Origin of the sequence: Evansella clarkii (assembly GCF_002019695.1) — a bacterium.
Classification (GTDB): Bacteria; Bacillota; Bacilli; order Bacillales; family Salisediminibacteriaceae; genus Evansella; species Evansella clarkii.
In genome coordinates, this window is sequence record NZ_KV917376.1 from 4054020 (window position 1) to 4068887 (window position 14868).

Annotated in this window: 20 protein-coding genes, 1 pseudogene and 1 riboswitch; of the genes and pseudogenes, 5 read left to right on the forward strand and 16 right to left on the reverse strand. The window is 39.7% G+C overall.

Features of this window, described 5'->3' with window-relative positions:
• Positions 1-49: 49 nt before the first annotated feature.
• The 3 genes from BK582_RS19045 to BK582_RS19055 all read right to left on the reverse strand — a co-directional run bounded on the left by BK582_RS19045 (position 50) and on the right by BK582_RS19055 (position 1861).
• Positions 50-1024, reverse strand: coding sequence for an ornithine cyclodeaminase family protein (locus BK582_RS19045; protein ID WP_078596558.1), 975 nt, complete (start codon positions 1022-1024; stop codon positions 50-52).
• Positions 1025-1270: 246 nt separating this feature from the next.
• A complete protein-coding gene (locus BK582_RS19050; RefSeq protein ID WP_078596559.1) occupies positions 1271-1606 on the reverse strand; it encodes a hypothetical protein in 336 nt (111 codons plus the stop codon).
• A gap of 24 nt (positions 1607-1630) precedes the next feature.
• Positions 1631-1861 carry a hypothetical protein gene (locus tag BK582_RS19055; protein ID WP_078596560.1) on the reverse strand — a complete coding sequence of 77 codons (231 nt, stop codon included), beginning with the start codon at positions 1859-1861 and terminating at the stop codon, positions 1631-1633.
• 194 nt (positions 1862-2055) lie between these two features.
• Here BK582_RS19055 and BK582_RS19060 point away from each other — a divergent pair, with 194 nt between their 5' ends.
• Positions 2056-2316 (forward strand): protein-tyrosine phosphatase family protein, encoded by a 261-nt coding sequence (locus BK582_RS19060; RefSeq protein ID WP_078596561.1) that lies wholly within the window; start codon positions 2056-2058, stop codon positions 2314-2316.
• A 27-nt stretch (positions 2317-2343) separates the two neighbouring features.
• Positions 2344-2484 carry a protein-tyrosine phosphatase family protein gene (locus BK582_RS27220; RefSeq protein WP_167553200.1) on the forward strand — a complete coding sequence of 47 codons (141 nt, stop codon included), beginning with the start codon at positions 2344-2346 and terminating at the stop codon, positions 2482-2484.
• Between the two features lie 90 nt (positions 2485-2574).
• Here BK582_RS27220 and queE read toward each other — a convergent pair whose 3' ends face one another.
• Genes queE through queC form a run of 3 tightly spaced genes read right to left on the reverse strand, consistent with a single transcriptional unit; the run spans position 2575 to position 4470 of the window.
• On the reverse strand, positions 2575-3303 hold the full coding sequence (gene queE, locus BK582_RS19065) for a 7-carboxy-7-deazaguanine synthase QueE (RefSeq protein ID WP_078596562.1): 729 nt from the start codon (positions 3301-3303) through the stop codon (positions 2575-2577).
• The gene (queD, locus tag BK582_RS19070) at positions 3300-3779 is read right to left on the reverse strand and encodes a 6-carboxytetrahydropterin synthase QueD (protein WP_078596563.1); all 480 of its coding nucleotides are present in this window, start codon (positions 3777-3779) and stop codon (positions 3300-3302) included. The genes queE and queD overlap by 4 nt, the downstream gene beginning before the upstream one ends.
• Positions 3780-3786: 7 nt before the next feature.
• Positions 3787-4470, reverse strand: a complete 684-nt coding sequence (gene queC, locus BK582_RS19075) for a 7-cyano-7-deazaguanine synthase QueC (protein ID WP_276328217.1) — start codon at positions 4468-4470, stop codon at positions 3787-3789.
• A gap of 311 nt (positions 4471-4781) precedes the next feature.
• A riboswitch (PreQ1 riboswitch) is annotated at positions 4782-4827 on the reverse strand.
• A gap of 279 nt (positions 4828-5106) precedes the next feature.
• Between queC and BK582_RS19080 the strand changes: the two genes are divergently transcribed.
• A complete protein-coding gene (locus BK582_RS19080; protein ID WP_169911140.1) occupies positions 5107-6012 on the forward strand; it encodes a COX15/CtaA family protein in 906 nt (301 codons plus the stop codon).
• Between the two features lie 44 nt (positions 6013-6056).
• Here the strand turns inward: BK582_RS19080 and BK582_RS19085 are convergent, their stop codons facing one another.
• The 6 genes and pseudogenes from BK582_RS19085 to BK582_RS19115 all read right to left on the reverse strand — a co-directional run bounded on the left by BK582_RS19085 (position 6057) and on the right by BK582_RS19115 (position 10783).
• Positions 6057-6662, reverse strand: coding sequence for a hypothetical protein (locus tag BK582_RS19085; RefSeq protein ID WP_078596566.1), 606 nt, complete (start codon positions 6660-6662; stop codon positions 6057-6059).
• A gap of 387 nt (positions 6663-7049) precedes the next feature.
• The gene (locus BK582_RS19090) at positions 7050-7823 is read right to left on the reverse strand and encodes a MerR family transcriptional regulator (RefSeq protein WP_078596567.1); all 774 of its coding nucleotides are present in this window, start codon (positions 7821-7823) and stop codon (positions 7050-7052) included.
• A gap of 94 nt (positions 7824-7917) precedes the next feature.
• Positions 7918-8742: pseudogene (locus tag BK582_RS19095) on the reverse strand (GNAT family N-acetyltransferase).
• Positions 8743-8811: 69 nt separating this feature from the next.
• Entirely contained in the window at positions 8812-8994 is a 183-nt protein-coding gene (locus BK582_RS19100; RefSeq protein ID WP_078596568.1) for a hypothetical protein, read from the reverse strand.
• A 572-nt stretch (positions 8995-9566) separates the two neighbouring features.
• Entirely contained in the window at positions 9567-10256 is a 690-nt protein-coding gene (locus BK582_RS19110; RefSeq protein ID WP_078596570.1) for a hypothetical protein, read from the reverse strand.
• A 152-nt stretch (positions 10257-10408) separates the two neighbouring features.
• Positions 10409-10783 carry an SH3 domain-containing protein gene (locus BK582_RS19115; protein ID WP_078596571.1) on the reverse strand — a complete coding sequence of 125 codons (375 nt, stop codon included), beginning with the start codon at positions 10781-10783 and terminating at the stop codon, positions 10409-10411.
• 690 nt (positions 10784-11473) lie between these two features.
• Between BK582_RS19115 and BK582_RS19125 the strand changes: the two genes are divergently transcribed.
• On the forward strand, positions 11474-11752 hold the full coding sequence (locus tag BK582_RS19125; RefSeq protein WP_078596573.1) for a hypothetical protein: 279 nt from the start codon (positions 11474-11476) through the stop codon (positions 11750-11752).
• Positions 11753-11949: 197 nt separating this feature from the next.
• On the opposite strand, the gene BK582_RS28140 is transcribed toward BK582_RS19125, so the two are convergent.
• Positions 11950-12072 (reverse strand): hypothetical protein, encoded by a 123-nt coding sequence (locus tag BK582_RS28140; protein WP_269148964.1) that lies wholly within the window; start codon positions 12070-12072, stop codon positions 11950-11952.
• A 207-nt stretch (positions 12073-12279) separates the two neighbouring features.
• Between BK582_RS28140 and BK582_RS19130 the strand changes: the two genes are divergently transcribed.
• Complete coding sequence (locus BK582_RS19130; protein WP_078596574.1) at positions 12280-12564, forward strand: DUF4190 domain-containing protein; 285 nt, start codon at positions 12280-12282, stop codon at positions 12562-12564.
• A 49-nt stretch (positions 12565-12613) separates the two neighbouring features.
• On the opposite strand, the gene BK582_RS19135 is transcribed toward BK582_RS19130, so the two are convergent.
• The 3 genes from BK582_RS19135 to lepB form a co-directional block, all read right to left on the reverse strand.
• Positions 12614-13186, reverse strand: coding sequence for a hypothetical protein (locus tag BK582_RS19135; RefSeq protein WP_078596575.1), 573 nt, complete (start codon positions 13184-13186; stop codon positions 12614-12616).
• Between the two features lie 24 nt (positions 13187-13210).
• A complete protein-coding gene (locus BK582_RS19140) occupies positions 13211-13534 on the reverse strand; it encodes a TIGR04104 family putative zinc finger protein (protein ID WP_078596576.1) in 324 nt (107 codons plus the stop codon).
• A 551-nt stretch (positions 13535-14085) separates the two neighbouring features.
• A complete protein-coding gene (lepB, locus tag BK582_RS19145; protein ID WP_078596577.1) occupies positions 14086-14709 on the reverse strand; it encodes a signal peptidase I in 624 nt (207 codons plus the stop codon).
• Between the last annotated feature and the right edge of the window lie 159 nt (positions 14710-14868).

Consider the following 14868-nt stretch of genomic DNA (forward strand, 5'->3'; position numbering starts at 1 on the left):
TCCCTCCGTTTTCATGATCGTTATTATATTTTTTAAAAACAGGTCCCCGTCAATCATTTGCAGATAGAGAACTCTCCATGCCAGCGGAATCATCTAATTTTTCATATAGTGCTTTCACTGTTACCAAATCAAACACTGCATCGCCGACAGATTTAAAAATGATCAATTTTTCTTCAGTGTTATCCGGTTTATAGGAATTGCCGATTATCTCCTTCAATGACATAGAATCTTCTGGTTTCCTCCCCAGATCTTTCGCCTTCAGCATATCTCCCGACTCACGAAATGCGCCCCCTGCATCAACATGTATCTCATCAGCCTGCTTTAAAACAGAGTCAGGAATTTCCTGCATAGCAGGGCGGAAAGATCCAACCCCTACTATTAATTTTCCTTTCCAAGCTTCCGCCGGCAGCTCAGGTAAAACAGGAGTAGTCGAGGTGGTGCAAGTGACTATAATATCTGACAGCTTCACAAGAAATTCTGGTGTCGTTTTCTCAATATGTATGTACGGGTATTCTTTTTGAGCCTTTTCAATAAATTTATCCGCTTTCTCCTCTGTCCTGTTATATATGTACACTTTTTCTATGCTGCGGACCGTGATTGCAGACTGCAGGTGGCTCCATCCCTGTGTTCCAGTGCCGACAATTCCTAAAGTCACTGCCTTTTCTTTCCCAAGGTACTTCATCCCTAATCCTCCGATAGCTCCTGTCCGGCTCTCTGTTACAGGCACCGCATCACAGAGAAGCAGCGGCTCCATTGTACGCCGGTTGTATAACGCCATGATTCCATGAATTGTTGGCTTGCCAAGCTTCGTGTTTCCCGGTGCGACACCTACTAACTTTGTCGCATAGTACTCACCAAAATAGGAGGGCATTATCAAGCTCGTATTCCCATCATCTTCAATATGCATTCTCTCCGGCGATACGATTTTATCTTCCGTGTCTTCCTGATAAAATTCCTCAACTGCCTGCACTGTTTCTTTCATGGATAGCAAGTTCCTGACTTTTTCTGCATTAATAAATTCCATAACTGGCTGCCTCCTTTATCCATAGCTTTTATCCCCGATGTAACCGTCCGTAAAACTCCCGCCTCTAAACATGAGTGGAAGCGAAGATGTTCAGGCGGGAGATAACGGACGCTAACATTCCGATTGGTTCAACTAACAATCAGTGGGTATGAATCCCCCCACTGATTGAAGGTTCACTTAATAATTCCTCACCATTAAATCAAAACTTCTGAATAATCAGTCTCATTCAAGTATAACAAAAAACAGCTAGTAAGCTGCTTTTTCGGGAGATGATCTTGTTATAAAACTTATTAAAAAGAAAACCCACCAGATGACCATAAACAGAAATCCAAACAAAACATAGATAGGCCATAAAGCACCTTCGGCCAACTGGGACATCAGATAGTCAAATTCTGTGCCTTCCATTCTTCCAATGCTTTGAATAAACCACATTGGGTCTGAACTAATAATGATAAGAAGATTCGCTATGGACAATTTCTTAATTCTATTTTTTAAAATACAATAGATTGTTAAGGATAATGTGGTGAGTAAAAACAGATAATAAGCGCCCCAAAACCAGGCAGGCAAAGTTTCCATCTCCATAAGTGAACCTCCTCAAGCTTTATTTTAAAGAGAATTAATATTTTCCGTCCCTAATATGAGTGGAAGTAAAGTTATGATAAGACCGATTATGAATAAGGCGACCCCGAATATTTTTGCCAGCAGTTCCTGGTGGTCTCCAAAAACTGTCCAGGAATTATAATTAACGAGAAAAAGTGCTTTCTTTTTAAAAACGAGAAATCCAATCAGCATGATAAATAATCCTATTAAAACAGTTAAAATCACTTCAATTTGCATATTTTCAGCTGCCTCCTTGTGTTTAAGTTTAATATGTAGCTGGAAACCTTATAAAAATATTAAGGTACCTACTGAACTTTACGAACGAGAGTTACCAAAAGTTTCAATTTTTGCCAATCAATTAGAAGTACAGGCTATGATTTTTCGCAGCTAAAAATGTATAATGCAGATAGGAAGGAACATGAGGTGATACAATGTCCGACTATCAAAAGCTACTTAATGGAATTTTCATGTGCGGGGAAAAAGCCGTTCAAACAGCTGCAGAAACAGAAAAGGCTGATTATATTATTGATCTCAGAGCGGAAACTGACGAACGGACTTTTCAGGATAAAAATACAGAATGGTTCCGTTTTCCGTTAGTTGATGGCCAGCCTGGTCAGAAGGAATCATTTAAAGAAGCTATCTTTTTTAGCGTTAATGCATACAAAGCAGGAAAAACTGCCATTCTTCACTGAAAAGGTGGGAAAAGCCGCACAGGTAGTGTGGCAATAGGAGTACTGCTCGAACTTGGATTCGCTGAAACTGTAACACAGGCTGAAGACATGGTGAAAGAGATCCGGCCGCAAATTACTATACATCCTGAATTTCGGAAGGAGCTTGAGAAGCTATACTCAGACCGGTGAAGACGTAACAAAAAAGCATTGGGATTTTCCAATGCTTTTGTCTTTTCCTGCTCCTGCTGTTAAGGCATCTAAATTCCAGCAGCCCTCAAATCAGACGCCCCGCTTATTTCCCCATACTAAAGTGTGGAGCTGCGGCAGAACACGGACATCGTTCAATTCCGGCTCAGCAGCGACTTTATCGATCAGCGCTGCGTATTTTTCCAGGAGCACTGCAGCAAGGTCAGTTGTATCCTCACTGGCTGTATCGTCATTCCCTGTTTGGAGATACAGGGGCAACTCCGGATATTTTTCAGCTATATTTTTGGCATATGCTAAATCCCCATCATTAAAAATAACCACTTTCAGACTTGTATGGGGAAGCCGGCTGTTTTCATTTAACCGCTGAATAATTTCATCGAGCTTATTATAGTCTGTATTCATGCCAGAGCTAGGAGGCTTTGGAGAAATGGTCAGATCATCAATCTCCAGAAACCAGTCCTGCCACCGGCTTCCCTGTGTTTCCAGTGCGACTTCAATATTATTCTTCTTTAATAATGCAATAACCCCAGCCAGGTTTTTCAGAAGTGCTGGATTACCGCCTGAAACCGTAACATGAGAAAAACGGTTACCGCCAATCTCCTTAAGTTTTTCCCAAATTTCTTCCGGACTCATCTGTACAATGTCGTCCTTTGCGGAGCCGTCCCATGTAAAAGCGGAATCACACCAGGAACAGGAATAGTCACAGCCGGCAGTGCGGATGAACATCGTTTTTTTGCCGATGACCATTCCTTCCCCCTGAATGGTTGGACCAAAAATTTCTAAGACTGGTATTGTAGTCAAGCTTCCATCCACTCCCGTCTTGCTTCTGCATAGCTCGTCGGCGTTTCGTACAGCCGGACAAACTCTACCCGTGCTCCTTGTTCCCTGCTGAGTGATTCTCTTTCGGCAACAGCCTCTGCCATTTTTTCAAAAATCCAGACTACCATATTCTCCGCGGTCGTATTCATCGGCGGCAATGTTTCGTTAAGATAACGATGATCGAGCTGGACCTCGATTTCCTTTTTCCAGATTTCTTTTATATCCCCGAAATCTATCATTAAGCCTGTTTCATCCACAAAACCGCTGATTCCAAAAATAACTTTATACGTATGGCCATGGAGGTTTTTACATTTACCTTCATAGCAATGAAGATGGTGTGCTGCATCAAAAGTAAATTCCTTACTTACAAGCACCCGTTTCGAATGATATTTCAGCTGATCCCGCTGAATGTCTTCATCAATTTTTTCCAGTTTGTCGACAATTCGAAAGCCGTACATAAGAACTTCACCCTTTCTCTACTCGATCATTTTTCTCCTGCAAATAAGCGTCAAGCCCTCTTTTTCTTAAAACGCAGGCCGGGCATTCTCCGCATCCGTCGGCAATGATCCCGTTATAGCATGTAAGTGTCTTATTGCGGACAAAATCCAGCGCCCCAAGCTCATCGGCAAGTTTCCATGTGTCCGCTTTATCGAGCCACATGAGCGGTGTGTGTAAAACAAACTGGTGGTCCATCGATAAATTAAGCGTTACATTCAGTGATTTCACAAAAGCGTCTCGGCAGTCAGGGTACCCGCTGAAATCCGTCTCACAAACACCTGTGATAATATGACGGGCTCCCGCCAGTTTGCCGTAAATAGCGGCAAAGGATAAAAACAGGAGATTTCTTCCTTCCACAAAAGTGGATGGCGGCTCCCCGTCCTTTTCTTCTATTTCTATATCGTCTCTTGTCAGCGCGCTCGGCGCGAGCTGGTTAAGGAGTGACATATCGAGAACGGTGTTTTTCACATTCAGCTCATCTGCAATTTTTTTTGCCACTTCTATCTCCAGACTGTGCCGCTGATTGTAGTTAAAAGTTACTGTCTCAACTTCTTTAAAGTTTTCAAGCGCCCAGAACAAGCATGTAGTACTGTCCTGGCCACCGCTGAAAACAACGATAGCTTTTTCATTCTTTAGCATTCTATATCCCACCTGTTTATATATTTTTCACATGGCTTAACCAGCAGATTTTCTGATCTATTCACTTTCGACGATTGTCTATCCACGTTCGTTGATTGACAAGCTGATTTCGTTGATTGGAGCCACGATCGTTGATTGGCATGCCGTTTTCGTTGATTAACACGTTTATTTCTTTCAATGACCATCCATTCCCGGTCATTGAATACTAACTTTCACGCGAAAACCCCAATTTAATTCATTAACTATCCGTTTCAAGGCTGCCACTCATTTTTTCAGCCCCAAACAACTAAAAAAACCACATCCCTAAGGATATGGTTTAATATCGTTCCTTAGTTTTTTATAGAGGGTATGAGCTAGAACCTCTCCCGGATGGAGCACCGGATTTGTTATTTTTTTAGCCAGACGTTATTATAACATAGGTATGAAGTGAGCACTAGAATAAGACGTTTACCTGCTGCAAATATGTATGGTGGCCAGGAGAATAATTCACCATGACCAATTCCAATCTTTGTCAACGACAAAAAAACGTATTTTGTGACTAATTTTTAACATTGTCCGGTTAACTAACAAATCAGGCAGGAAATTTAGTATGATAGATAAGTTGATACTTACATGCCACCTATGTCACTTTACAGGAGGAAACAATATATGAGACATCGTTTTGCTTTTTTAACAACATTTATAACAATCCTTGCACTTATGCTCGGAAATTTAGTTGTGGCAACTAATTCAGGTGATGCATGCGGCACTACTTACCCACAGTGTAACGGCCAGTGGATCCCTGATTTCACTATTAATGTGGCTATTGAATATTCCCATCGTGTTTTTACAATGTTCTTAGGATTTTTTATCCTGATTAATAGTATTCTTGCATGGAGAAGGAGATACCCTGGTGAAAAATCAGTTAAAATACTTGCTCCGCTAACGAGTTTCTTTCTTCTTTTACAGGCAGCAACTGGAGGAGTGAACGTAGTACTGAGTTCCCCGCCAGGATTTACAACTCTTGATGTAAACAACAGCCTTCTGTTACTGGTGAGCTTAGTTTTTCTCGCTGTAGCGCTAAAGCGTTATCCGATTAACGAACTGGAGCCGCAGCATATTGAGGAACGAAGAAAATTAAAAATTATTTCCACACCAAGTTTAATTGTATTCCTGTTGCTCTTTTTTGAGATTATTCTCGGTGCATTCTTTAAGCACAGCCGTGCAAGTAAGATCAGTTTTGGCCAGGAACCGGATAAACTGTTATTTGAATCGCCATTGATCGCGGATACTATTTATATGTTCCATACCATTATGGCAGTTGTAGTAGTGGTTTACGCGTTCTGGTTCTTATTCTACGCATTAAAGGCCCAAATGCTTGTTATCCCGGCAATGATTGTTATGGTTTTAGTCATCTTAAATGGTGTAATCGGTATGCTTGCCCATTATATGGACCTTGCCAACTGGAGTTCATCTCTCCATATGTTCACTTCCATCGTGACTCTGGCAGTTATATCTTATATTCTTGCTAAAGCTTATCTCGGTTTTCATTACTTGATACCAAAACAAAAATAAAGTTAATTTAAGAACACTTGCAGGGTTTAGCCTGGAAGTGTTTTTTATACTCTCACATAAAGGTATTTGAACTCGCCATTTTTATCATTCTTTACTTTATAGTAATACTTCCAGTTAAGCTGATAAGAGCCCCTCAGCTTTATCTCGGTTTTCGGCACTTTATTTTCAGAAGCATTTTTACCCCATTTTAGTTTGCCAAACATTTTTCTTCCATTAAAAAGAAGAAAATCCTTGTCCACCGAGTCCAGTTTTGCAGGCGGCTGCCAGTAGAGCTGGTCATTTGTAACCATAATAACAGCTCCTTTTAGTTCACCTCCTTCTCCGGCCAGCTTTTCTAAATCGGCTATGTCTTTAACAAAGTCATATCTTCCCAGGGCATGGCCATCATCTGAATTCAGATCGTAATCACGGCCCTGGGAGGTTGCCTCCAGTTTTGCCGTTTTGTTGTGGAGCAGAATACCATAAACAGAACCTTCCTCACTGTGTTCTGCCCAGACATCAGTTTTATTTCCGTCATGCATTTTATCTATTTCACAGGAAAAACCAAAGTGCTGCAGTTCATCTGCCAATGCCGTTTTCAAGTCTTCCTCTGATTGAAATAGAGGATGTCTTTGTGATAATGATTTAACCGCCTTTTCAATTAGATCCATCAAATACCCCCTCTTGGATGCTAAGTGACTTATTCCTAAGTCAGCTTCCTGATTGTTAATTCGGCAGAGCGTTTAGTTTTGGATTACATTTAGTAAAACTATTAAACTCTGTCTGTTCTTACCTCTAATATCCACTTGGAATAGTTTGTAAACCGGTTTGTCACTGTTTTAAAAACTTTTTACTTTGACCAGCAACTTTCTCTCCAAGAAAAACAGCTGTCCTTCTGCACGAAGCAAAAGAACAGCTGTTATAGGAGATTTCATGGTATTGGACCTTTTTGTTTGTTTCAAATAACGAGGTAACCAATATGACAAAAAACACAAGTGCTGCAAGCAAAGAAAGCCTCCGCATTACTTTATAATTACTCTCCATGTTAATTCTGTCGGCTAACTATGCTCCATCTCTGCTTGCTGTGCATAATATTCCATTGCCCGGTTAAGCCACTGCTGCTCTTCCTCTGTAAATGGAGATGGCGCCATTTTTTCAAGTTCCTGAATTTCTGCCTCCTCCATCTCAGTATCAGCGAGCTTCTCTATTAATTCTTCACCAAGAAATGCGAAACTTGCTTCAATGTATCTTTTTACCGCTGCCTGTACTTCCATATCTTCAACTGGTCTACCATATAATTGCTTAACATCTTTAGAAAGCTGGACTAACGTTTCATCAAGGGTGAATTTATCTTCATCTGATTTCTTTGACAACTCCTCTGCAACCCCAGTAAGAAAATGTTCCTCCATCCATTCTTTCTGGTCTGTTTCCACCTGCGTATTTCTAATCAGGCTGAACAGTACCGCACTGTCTACTTCTCCCTCTTTCTCAAGCAAATTCATAACTCTCTTAATAGCTGACATGGAATGTTCTATATGTTCTTTTTCTTTTTCCAATCCTTCGAGGTGGAGGGCCAGGGTTTTGTTTAAATCCGCTGAAATACTTGCTTCGTCCAGTAAATCTTTAATCTTATCGAGGCTGTAGCCTAAAAACTTCAGGCTCACAATTTTATGCAAAGAAAAAATATCCTTCTCATAATAAATGCGGTGCCCGGATTCCTCATTTTTCTCCGGCTGCAGCAATCCAAGTTCATCATAGTAATGTAAAGTTCGGATAGAAACACCGGTTTTTTTTGAGAATTCCCCTATAGAGTATTTATTTTGCCTGCTCATCTTCATTCCTCCTTGTATATTATCTAAATTAAGTATAAGACCTCACGTAACTGGAGGTTCAAGAGGAATATTAAAAAAAATAATTACTCTGCCCCTAATTAAATGGGAATTCATAACCGGTGTAAGTAATAATTATTTGAAATCCAATGGCTTCTGCAACTGCAATGGAAGGCTTATTTGATTCCATGCAGTCCCACTATGGTGTAAATCCCTTGCTGAAACATTCTTTTACAACTTTGTGTACAGCCTTTTGTGCTAATTTCTTGCCCTCGTGTTCTTTCAAAGTTTCTATACCAATTGTATGGATGTTTCCCGCCACAAAATCAGACATACATATAGTAACAATTTCATTGTTAAATTTAATGCAGTAGCCAATGCCATATTCAAAGAACTTATCATAGGAAGACCAGAAGCCAAGTATTTTTTCATCTAGAAATTCTGTGTTATTAATCAAATTTACCCTGTCCAGCAGAGCCTTATTTATTTTGATAACTTCATAGTTATGTTCAATTAGGGGTTCCGTGCAAACATAATTTTGTTCCGCCAGTTTATAAACCCGCTGACTCCATGAGCTCCATTTCCTGCCTTCACAAATTTTTTCGAGCACTTTATCCCATCCAGTATGGCTGCCTGCCCCCTCAAACCACTTTAAACCTGCTCTTTTTGCTTCTGGCGCCAGCTCTTTATCTATAAAACCATTGATGCTATTGATAAACCTTTCATTTGTTTCATCTCCGGTAAAAATAAATCCGTCATTATTTCCAAGCCAAATTAACGCACTGGCAGGATTATCCGGATCGTCGACAAAAATGCGTCCCGGATTGATCCTTTCAATTACAGCACTTACTTCCAGCAGACGACTATCCTGAAGAAAGTGTTTACACTTATAGAACTCATCAGCATTCAGTTCTGTAACCATTGGCCCTCTACCTCGCAGTTTCTGCAGAATATGAAATAATCAAGAAATTAACCTATACATTGGCGAGACTTATGGCTGCCTGTTTTTCGCCAGTATTTCTTTGTTTACTTTCAACAGTTCTTTCAATGTGGAGTGTATATTGTGAAGAGTCATTAAAATGATCCCAAGCATAAGAAAAGTAACTATTTCACCAGTGAAAAAAGCTATAAAAGCAATAATAGCTCCATATATCCCGTAAAGTATGCCTTGCAACTTAATCACCTCGTTTCTTAATTAAAGTATATTTTGGAAGGAGATGCGAAACTTCTTATTTCTTAGGTATTCTCCCATTTTCTCACTCATTCGTTCTGGCACTTTGGTTCCAGGTACATCGGTGCCAGGTTGGGCCGGGACACGTCGCGACGCTCCTTTTTGCTCGCTTATCCTCCAGTTTCCTCGCTCATTCAACCTGGCACCTTGGTTCCAGGTACATCGGTGCCAGGTTGAGCCGGGGCTCGTTGTGGCGCTCCTTTTTGCTCGCTTATCCTCCCGTTTACTCACTCATTCATCCTGGCACCTTGGTTCCAGGTACATCGGTGCCAGGTTGAGCAGACACACGTTATGGCGCTCCTTTTTTCTCGCTTATCCTCCCGTTTACTCACTCATTCAACCTGGCACCTCGGTTCCAGGTACGCTGGTGCCAGGTTGAGCGAGGACACGTGGCCGCGCCTTTTTTTCTCGCTTATCCTCCCGTTTACTCGCTTATTCAACCTGGCACTTTCGTTCCAGGTACGCTGGTGCCAGGTTAAAAAAATAATTAACCGCCACAAGAAAACACAACTCATTCACCCTCCCAAAGGTCCGTCAAACTCCTCGTGCCAAAGGATGTTCCCGTCCTTATCGAGTGCTTTAACTTCCATTTCGTCCGGCTCGTCATTTATTGACTTCCGCTCAAAGTCAATAACGCTAAACCAAATTCTCATGTCGTCATTAACAGTAATGAATTTCCCTTCATATACTTCCCCGTTCTGAATAACTTGAACTGATTCAATTTCCGGGTCATTTACAAATCCGTAGTATGTTTCGTTGCCCCCTGTCCAGTTGAAAGCCTCGTCAGTATCCAGAAAACTAAAATACAATCTGTGATAACTCTTTGTCTCTTTATCAGCCAACAATAGATAATATTCAGTGCTCCACTGAAAAAACAATATGTATTCTTCATCAGTAACCTTTGTAAATAGTAATTCATCGAACTCAAAATATTCCAGCTGGTCCACTAAACCTCCGTCTATAATCACTTCCATAAGGGCAAAATTCATATCGAAAAATTCATTTTCCCTTACTTCTAATTCCCTCTTCAGTTCCCGGTTTTCACCTTCCAAATTGATATAATCAATAGGGCTGAATTCTGGTACAGGATCTTCTGCTTCATCATTTTCGGCAAGCTCACTCTGGGCCGGCTCCCTGAACATCACGGAAATAAAAAGAATAACAACAACTACTGCCCCAAAACTGATCAATTGTTTTTTATCCAAGCTATTAATCCTCCTGAATTTAATAAGACTTCAACATCAGGTGCCTGACTGCCCTTTTAATAGCAAAAATAATAGATCAATATATTTCACTAACTGCTCCTTACATCTCTAATTCAAAACTATGAGTATGTATACTAGAAAGATTCAATAAATCACCCCTGTCTTTCTTCCAGATGTGATTTTGGCACCCATCCCTCTTCTCCAGTTAACAGGCGTTTAGTCCAATACCACCCATTAAGCTCCTTATAAACGATAAGCTCTTCACCTTTTTCAACTGTTAGTTCGTTTGCACAATAATCCTCTAATATCACACCCCGACCAGTCCCACTTTTACTGCTGATAATCTGGGCAGGCACCCAGCCTTCCGAGCTTTTGTCTTCAGTAAAACAATAGATCCAGTTATCCCAGTCTTCCTCACCCTCATATAGCTTCCCTGTATGTACAGTCTGTCCTTGGTGAAGGCTTATTGGGTCCGGATAGTTGGTTTTATGTTGCTTGATTACTTTTCGCACTTTGCTCTTGTTCATATCTCTGTCCCCCCCTTATACATTACTTTTCGGCAGAAAATGTTCTGTCAGTTTTTTGGCGGAAACCAGGGACAAAGGCAAAAGTAACAGAACAATAATCATTAAACTGATCAACTGAGTAACTTCTGTAATTTCGATTGCAAACAACAACCATAGATATTGAAAAATACTATGCAGTAAAAGAAAAACTGCAATAGTAAATACCAGGTATAATAGATTGCTTTTCATAATCTCTCACAACCCTTTTCTAAAACTATACGGAAAATTTTGTTAATTTAATAATATCATATTTTAGTTTTATCAAACAAAAATGCATTTTGAATAAAAGAAAATAACCTACATGATCCAAGTACAAAGAAAATGATAAGTGTATATATAACCGCTGAACAAATGCCAAAAGGTGCTCTGCATCAAAATATTCGCTCGCCTAAAAGGGGCTTTAATTTTACGAGTTCTAATACAGGAAAATAAAATGTACACTGAAAATTAATTAATATATTAATCAGCTTCCATATCAAAAAGAGATAACGACTGGAGGAAAGGGATAACAGCATCCTGCTGGCAGTTTCGGGGGTGTTCGAAGTTTGTTAATTACTGAAAAAAACTATGTAATATATGATAGGAGGCCAAATGCGTATAATATAGTTATACCTGCTTACTTTTTCAATTTCATGATAAGGAGGCTGGTATATGGTTAGGAAGTTACCGAAGTGGTTTTGGTATTCGTTAATAATTTTTTGTTCAGGCCAATGGCTCACAATTCCAATTCTCAATAATTTTGTTAATTCAGCCAGGGACATTGTTTTAGCGGTTATTATAATTACTGCCGTGTTCTATCCTGTATTTTTTATAACCATGATGTTCGTGTTAAAAAAAAAGAATAACTTGAATAAAGAAGAATTGATGGTACCCGGTATGATCCTTCTATTACCTTTACTTTTGTATGTTCCTATATTTGTTACACTGTAAAATAAAGTTGGCAGGACCTACTTAATAATTACTACTGCAATTTACGAAAAGTTAAGTGACTAAAATAAGCAGAGAGACCGGTAAAAGGCCTATCTCTGCTTTTTCATTTCCTGTATCGTCTCAGCTCCAAACCCTCATAGCCCCTTGGGAAGCACTCCACTCGAACGATGTATGTTATTTACTCTCCATACTAGAAATTATGTTATAAAATTAAACAGCCGGACAATCAATCTTGGGACAAATAACAATACTTGCAGCAATAACTCCAGTAAAAGCGTAAACCAGTTATTTCTTTCCTCTATACGCTTTTTCACAGGCATCCCTGCTCCTCCCTTATTTTGACCTGGGTGAATCTTCTCTCTTTCTTCTCAATTGGTTTACTCTTCAGATCACCTCATCCCACTTTAAGTTTCATCATTTTTATATGTTTTACTGCTTGCTTTCCTGTTGTCCCTCAGTCAACGCATCTTCATGAATGTGGAAATCTATGTTACTGTATTAGTAGATTAACTTTACAGGAGGAGAACATGAGCAGCATACATATAGAAGAATCAAAACTCAATACGAAAGCGGTTACTTCTCTGCTTCTTGGTATCCTTTCGATTGTCTGTCTTATTTTTGCGCCCCTTGGTTTGCCGCTGGGTATCGCCGGTTTACTTCTCGGAATCTCAGGCTGGAAAGAAATAAAGCGTCTTAATGAAGACGGTAGAAAGCTTGCTGTCTCCGGAATCGTTTGCAGCCTTATTGGTACAACACTTCCCCTTCTCATAGCAGTGATCGGTTACCTTGCATATACAAATACATCTTTATGATAGTTACAGGCAGACTCCGGGAAAAATGGAAAGTTTGCCTGATTATTTTTTAGTATTCAATCCAGAACCCGGCAATGTTAATGCCTTTAAATTCCTCCTTATTTCCCTCGCTGTTCTCCAGTTCAAGGTATCCTCTAGCGTAAAAAAGCCGCCATTCATAAATACTTCTCGTTATGGGCAGTAATTCAGCAGTTGTTTCCACCACATTTTCCGCGTTAACATAGGTTGATATTTTGACGCATTCATATGTAAAACATTTATAGATCTCTTTTCTGCTCACATGATTTTCAAAAGAATCCTGATAACTGGGCACAAGAGCGACTATAAAAAATAACGCAATAAGTGAAAACTTTATTACCACTGGCTTCTTACTTTCCTGCTTTTTCCTGCAAATCAATAAACCTATATAAGAAAATAACGTAACAAAAATCAGCCAGCCAAATCGATCAAATAATACTGCCGCAAAGAAGGAATTTGCTGCAATAAAGTAAAGATATCTGTAAATCTTCGTAATTGATTCATTATCCAATTCTTTTCGCTCGTCTTCTGTATCTTTCGCAAAAACAAAGCACAGCGACACAACAAAAATGCAAGTCATGATAAGTAAATTCAAGACTGCCATCCCACATCCCCCAGTGCACAATATTTAATTGTCTGTTTCAATTGCTTTATATTCTGTAAAATAAGGAAACATGAATGATATGATTGAATAGTAAGCCATGCCTGTTGAAAGATAAATAATAGTATTCAGATCAGAGTCTGGATAGGACAGGCGACTTTCTATAAAATTATAGAAAAATAGCTGATACGTTATTAAAGGATAATTATCATCCAAAAACTGTTCTTGTTTGTTTTTTTTATGATTAGTTCCGCACACTTGACACTCTATCCCCCTGCCAAACCAACAGCTGACTAAAACCTTTTCCCACCGAAACTGGTGAGCGCACACACGGCATTCTGGCAGCTTCATTTGTACCTCCTGTTATGGCCTTCTATCGTTAAGCAGAGAGAATGGATTAATTAATCATCCGCTGATTTGATACCTAATATTATTATTCATTACTATTCTGCATTAAGGAAAAATTTTCCTTCTTTATCGTTAAATCTGCCAATTATGTGAATCAATTTCATAATTCAAGATTTTCATCATTAATACAAACATTATCTTAAAATGTTACATTGTTTTTCGATTTACGCTACAGACGGACGCGTTCTGCGGGCACGGCTTCAACTAATTTTGACAAATGAACGCCGTCAAAAATGGATTTTCAGCTTCTCATGCTTTTCCCGTAGGAACGAGCATCATCTTCGCCGCAAATGCATCGAGTTGTCTCGACGGATATTCTTCGGAGCTAAGCTGGAAGAGGAAGAGACAGTCGCCGTCTTACACTGCAATCGAAAAGTAATGTTCGTTTTTTTTCAAAGTCTATATATATGAAATTCATTCATGTATGTAAACAAAAAAAGCTGCCTCAGCAGCTTTTTCGTCTCACTTACCTAGTATTTTTCCGGAACCGTTCGTCACTCTTCTTGAAAAAAGTCAAACCTGTCAAACGGGTAATACCTGAGAACAACTTTTCCGATTATATTATCAATTGGTATCGGCCCGACACTCCGGCTGTCCATGCTGGCATTTCTGTTATCTCCCATGACAAAAACCGAATCATCAGGGACCACTACAGGATGGAAATCCCGGTAAATTTCTTCTTTTATATATGCTTCTTCTACTAATTCCCCGTTACGGTAAACTGCTCCGCCGCTTACTTCAATTTTGTCGCCTGGAAGCCCGACAATCCGTTTAATCCACGCATGTGTTTCTATTGTGTCACTGTTAGTAAGATATGCAAAGGCAGGACTTTCAAGCAATGTATCTTTCCAGGTTCTTTCCATATGTACACGGCTGTCTACAACGACCATCTCCCCATATTCCGGCACATTGCCTAATAAGTACGGCGCTTTAAAAACAATAACACGGTCCCCGCCTTGTCCGTCCGCGAGGTCAGCCCCTTCGAGGGAAGGTTCCATCGAACTGCCGATTACAGCATACGGCTGTATGATAAAAACACTAATAAGCACCGCAAATATAAATGCCAGCATAATTGCTTTTATCCAGCCTGCCACTTCACTAATAAGTCGAAAAAACATCGTTCCCACTCTCCTGATTTTCCCTCATAGGCTTTATTTCCGTTAACATGGTTGTCTTCTATGATTTTAACATTAAATACGTTCTTTAGCTTATAAATTTTAACTGCTGAATGCGACATAATTTTAAAATGCGCATCCTCTTTTATCAAAGATGCGCTT

What these genes read in the sequence shown, in the direction of transcription:
- BK582_RS19045 (WP_078596558.1), bottom strand. Translation starts at nt 1,024, where the DNA reads ATGGAATTTATTAATGCAGAAAAAGTCAGGAACTTGCTATCCATGAAA.
- BK582_RS19050 (WP_078596559.1), bottom strand. Translation starts at nt 1,606, where the DNA reads ATGGAGATGGAAACTTTGCCTGCCTGGTTTTGGGGCGCTTATTATCTG.
- BK582_RS19055 (WP_078596560.1), bottom strand. Translation starts at nt 1,861, where the DNA reads ATGCAAATTGAAGTGATTTTAACTGTTTTAATAGGATTATTTATCATG.
- BK582_RS19060 (WP_078596561.1), top strand. Translation starts at nt 2,056, where the DNA reads ATGTCCGACTATCAAAAGCTACTTAATGGAATTTTCATGTGCGGGGAA.
- queD (WP_078596563.1), bottom strand. Translation starts at nt 3,779, where the DNA reads ATGTACGGCTTTCGAATTGTCGACAAACTGGAAAAAATTGATGAAGAC.
- BK582_RS19080 (WP_169911140.1), top strand. Translation starts at nt 5,107, where the DNA reads ATGAGACATCGTTTTGCTTTTTTAACAACATTTATAACAATCCTTGCA.
- BK582_RS19085 (WP_078596566.1), bottom strand. Translation starts at nt 6,662, where the DNA reads ATGGATCTAATTGAAAAGGCGGTTAAATCATTATCACAAAGACATCCT.
- BK582_RS19090 (WP_078596567.1), bottom strand. Translation starts at nt 7,823, where the DNA reads ATGAGCAGGCAAAATAAATACTCTATAGGGGAATTCTCAAAAAAAACC.
- BK582_RS19115 (WP_078596571.1), bottom strand. Translation starts at nt 10,783, where the DNA reads ATGAACAAGAGCAAAGTGCGAAAAGTAATCAAGCAACATAAAACCAAC.
- BK582_RS19125 (WP_078596573.1), top strand. Translation starts at nt 11,474, where the DNA reads ATGGTTAGGAAGTTACCGAAGTGGTTTTGGTATTCGTTAATAATTTTT.
- BK582_RS28140 (WP_269148964.1), bottom strand. Translation starts at nt 12,072, where the DNA reads ATGCCTGTGAAAAAGCGTATAGAGGAAAGAAATAACTGGTTTACGCTT.
- BK582_RS19130 (WP_078596574.1), top strand. Translation starts at nt 12,280, where the DNA reads ATGAGCAGCATACATATAGAAGAATCAAAACTCAATACGAAAGCGGTT.
- BK582_RS19135 (WP_078596575.1), bottom strand. Translation starts at nt 13,186, where the DNA reads ATGGCAGTCTTGAATTTACTTATCATGACTTGCATTTTTGTTGTGTCG.
- BK582_RS19140 (WP_078596576.1), bottom strand. Translation starts at nt 13,534, where the DNA reads ATGAAGCTGCCAGAATGCCGTGTGTGCGCTCACCAGTTTCGGTGGGAA.
- lepB (WP_078596577.1), bottom strand. Translation starts at nt 14,709, where the DNA reads ATGTTTTTTCGACTTATTAGTGAAGTGGCAGGCTGGATAAAAGCAATT.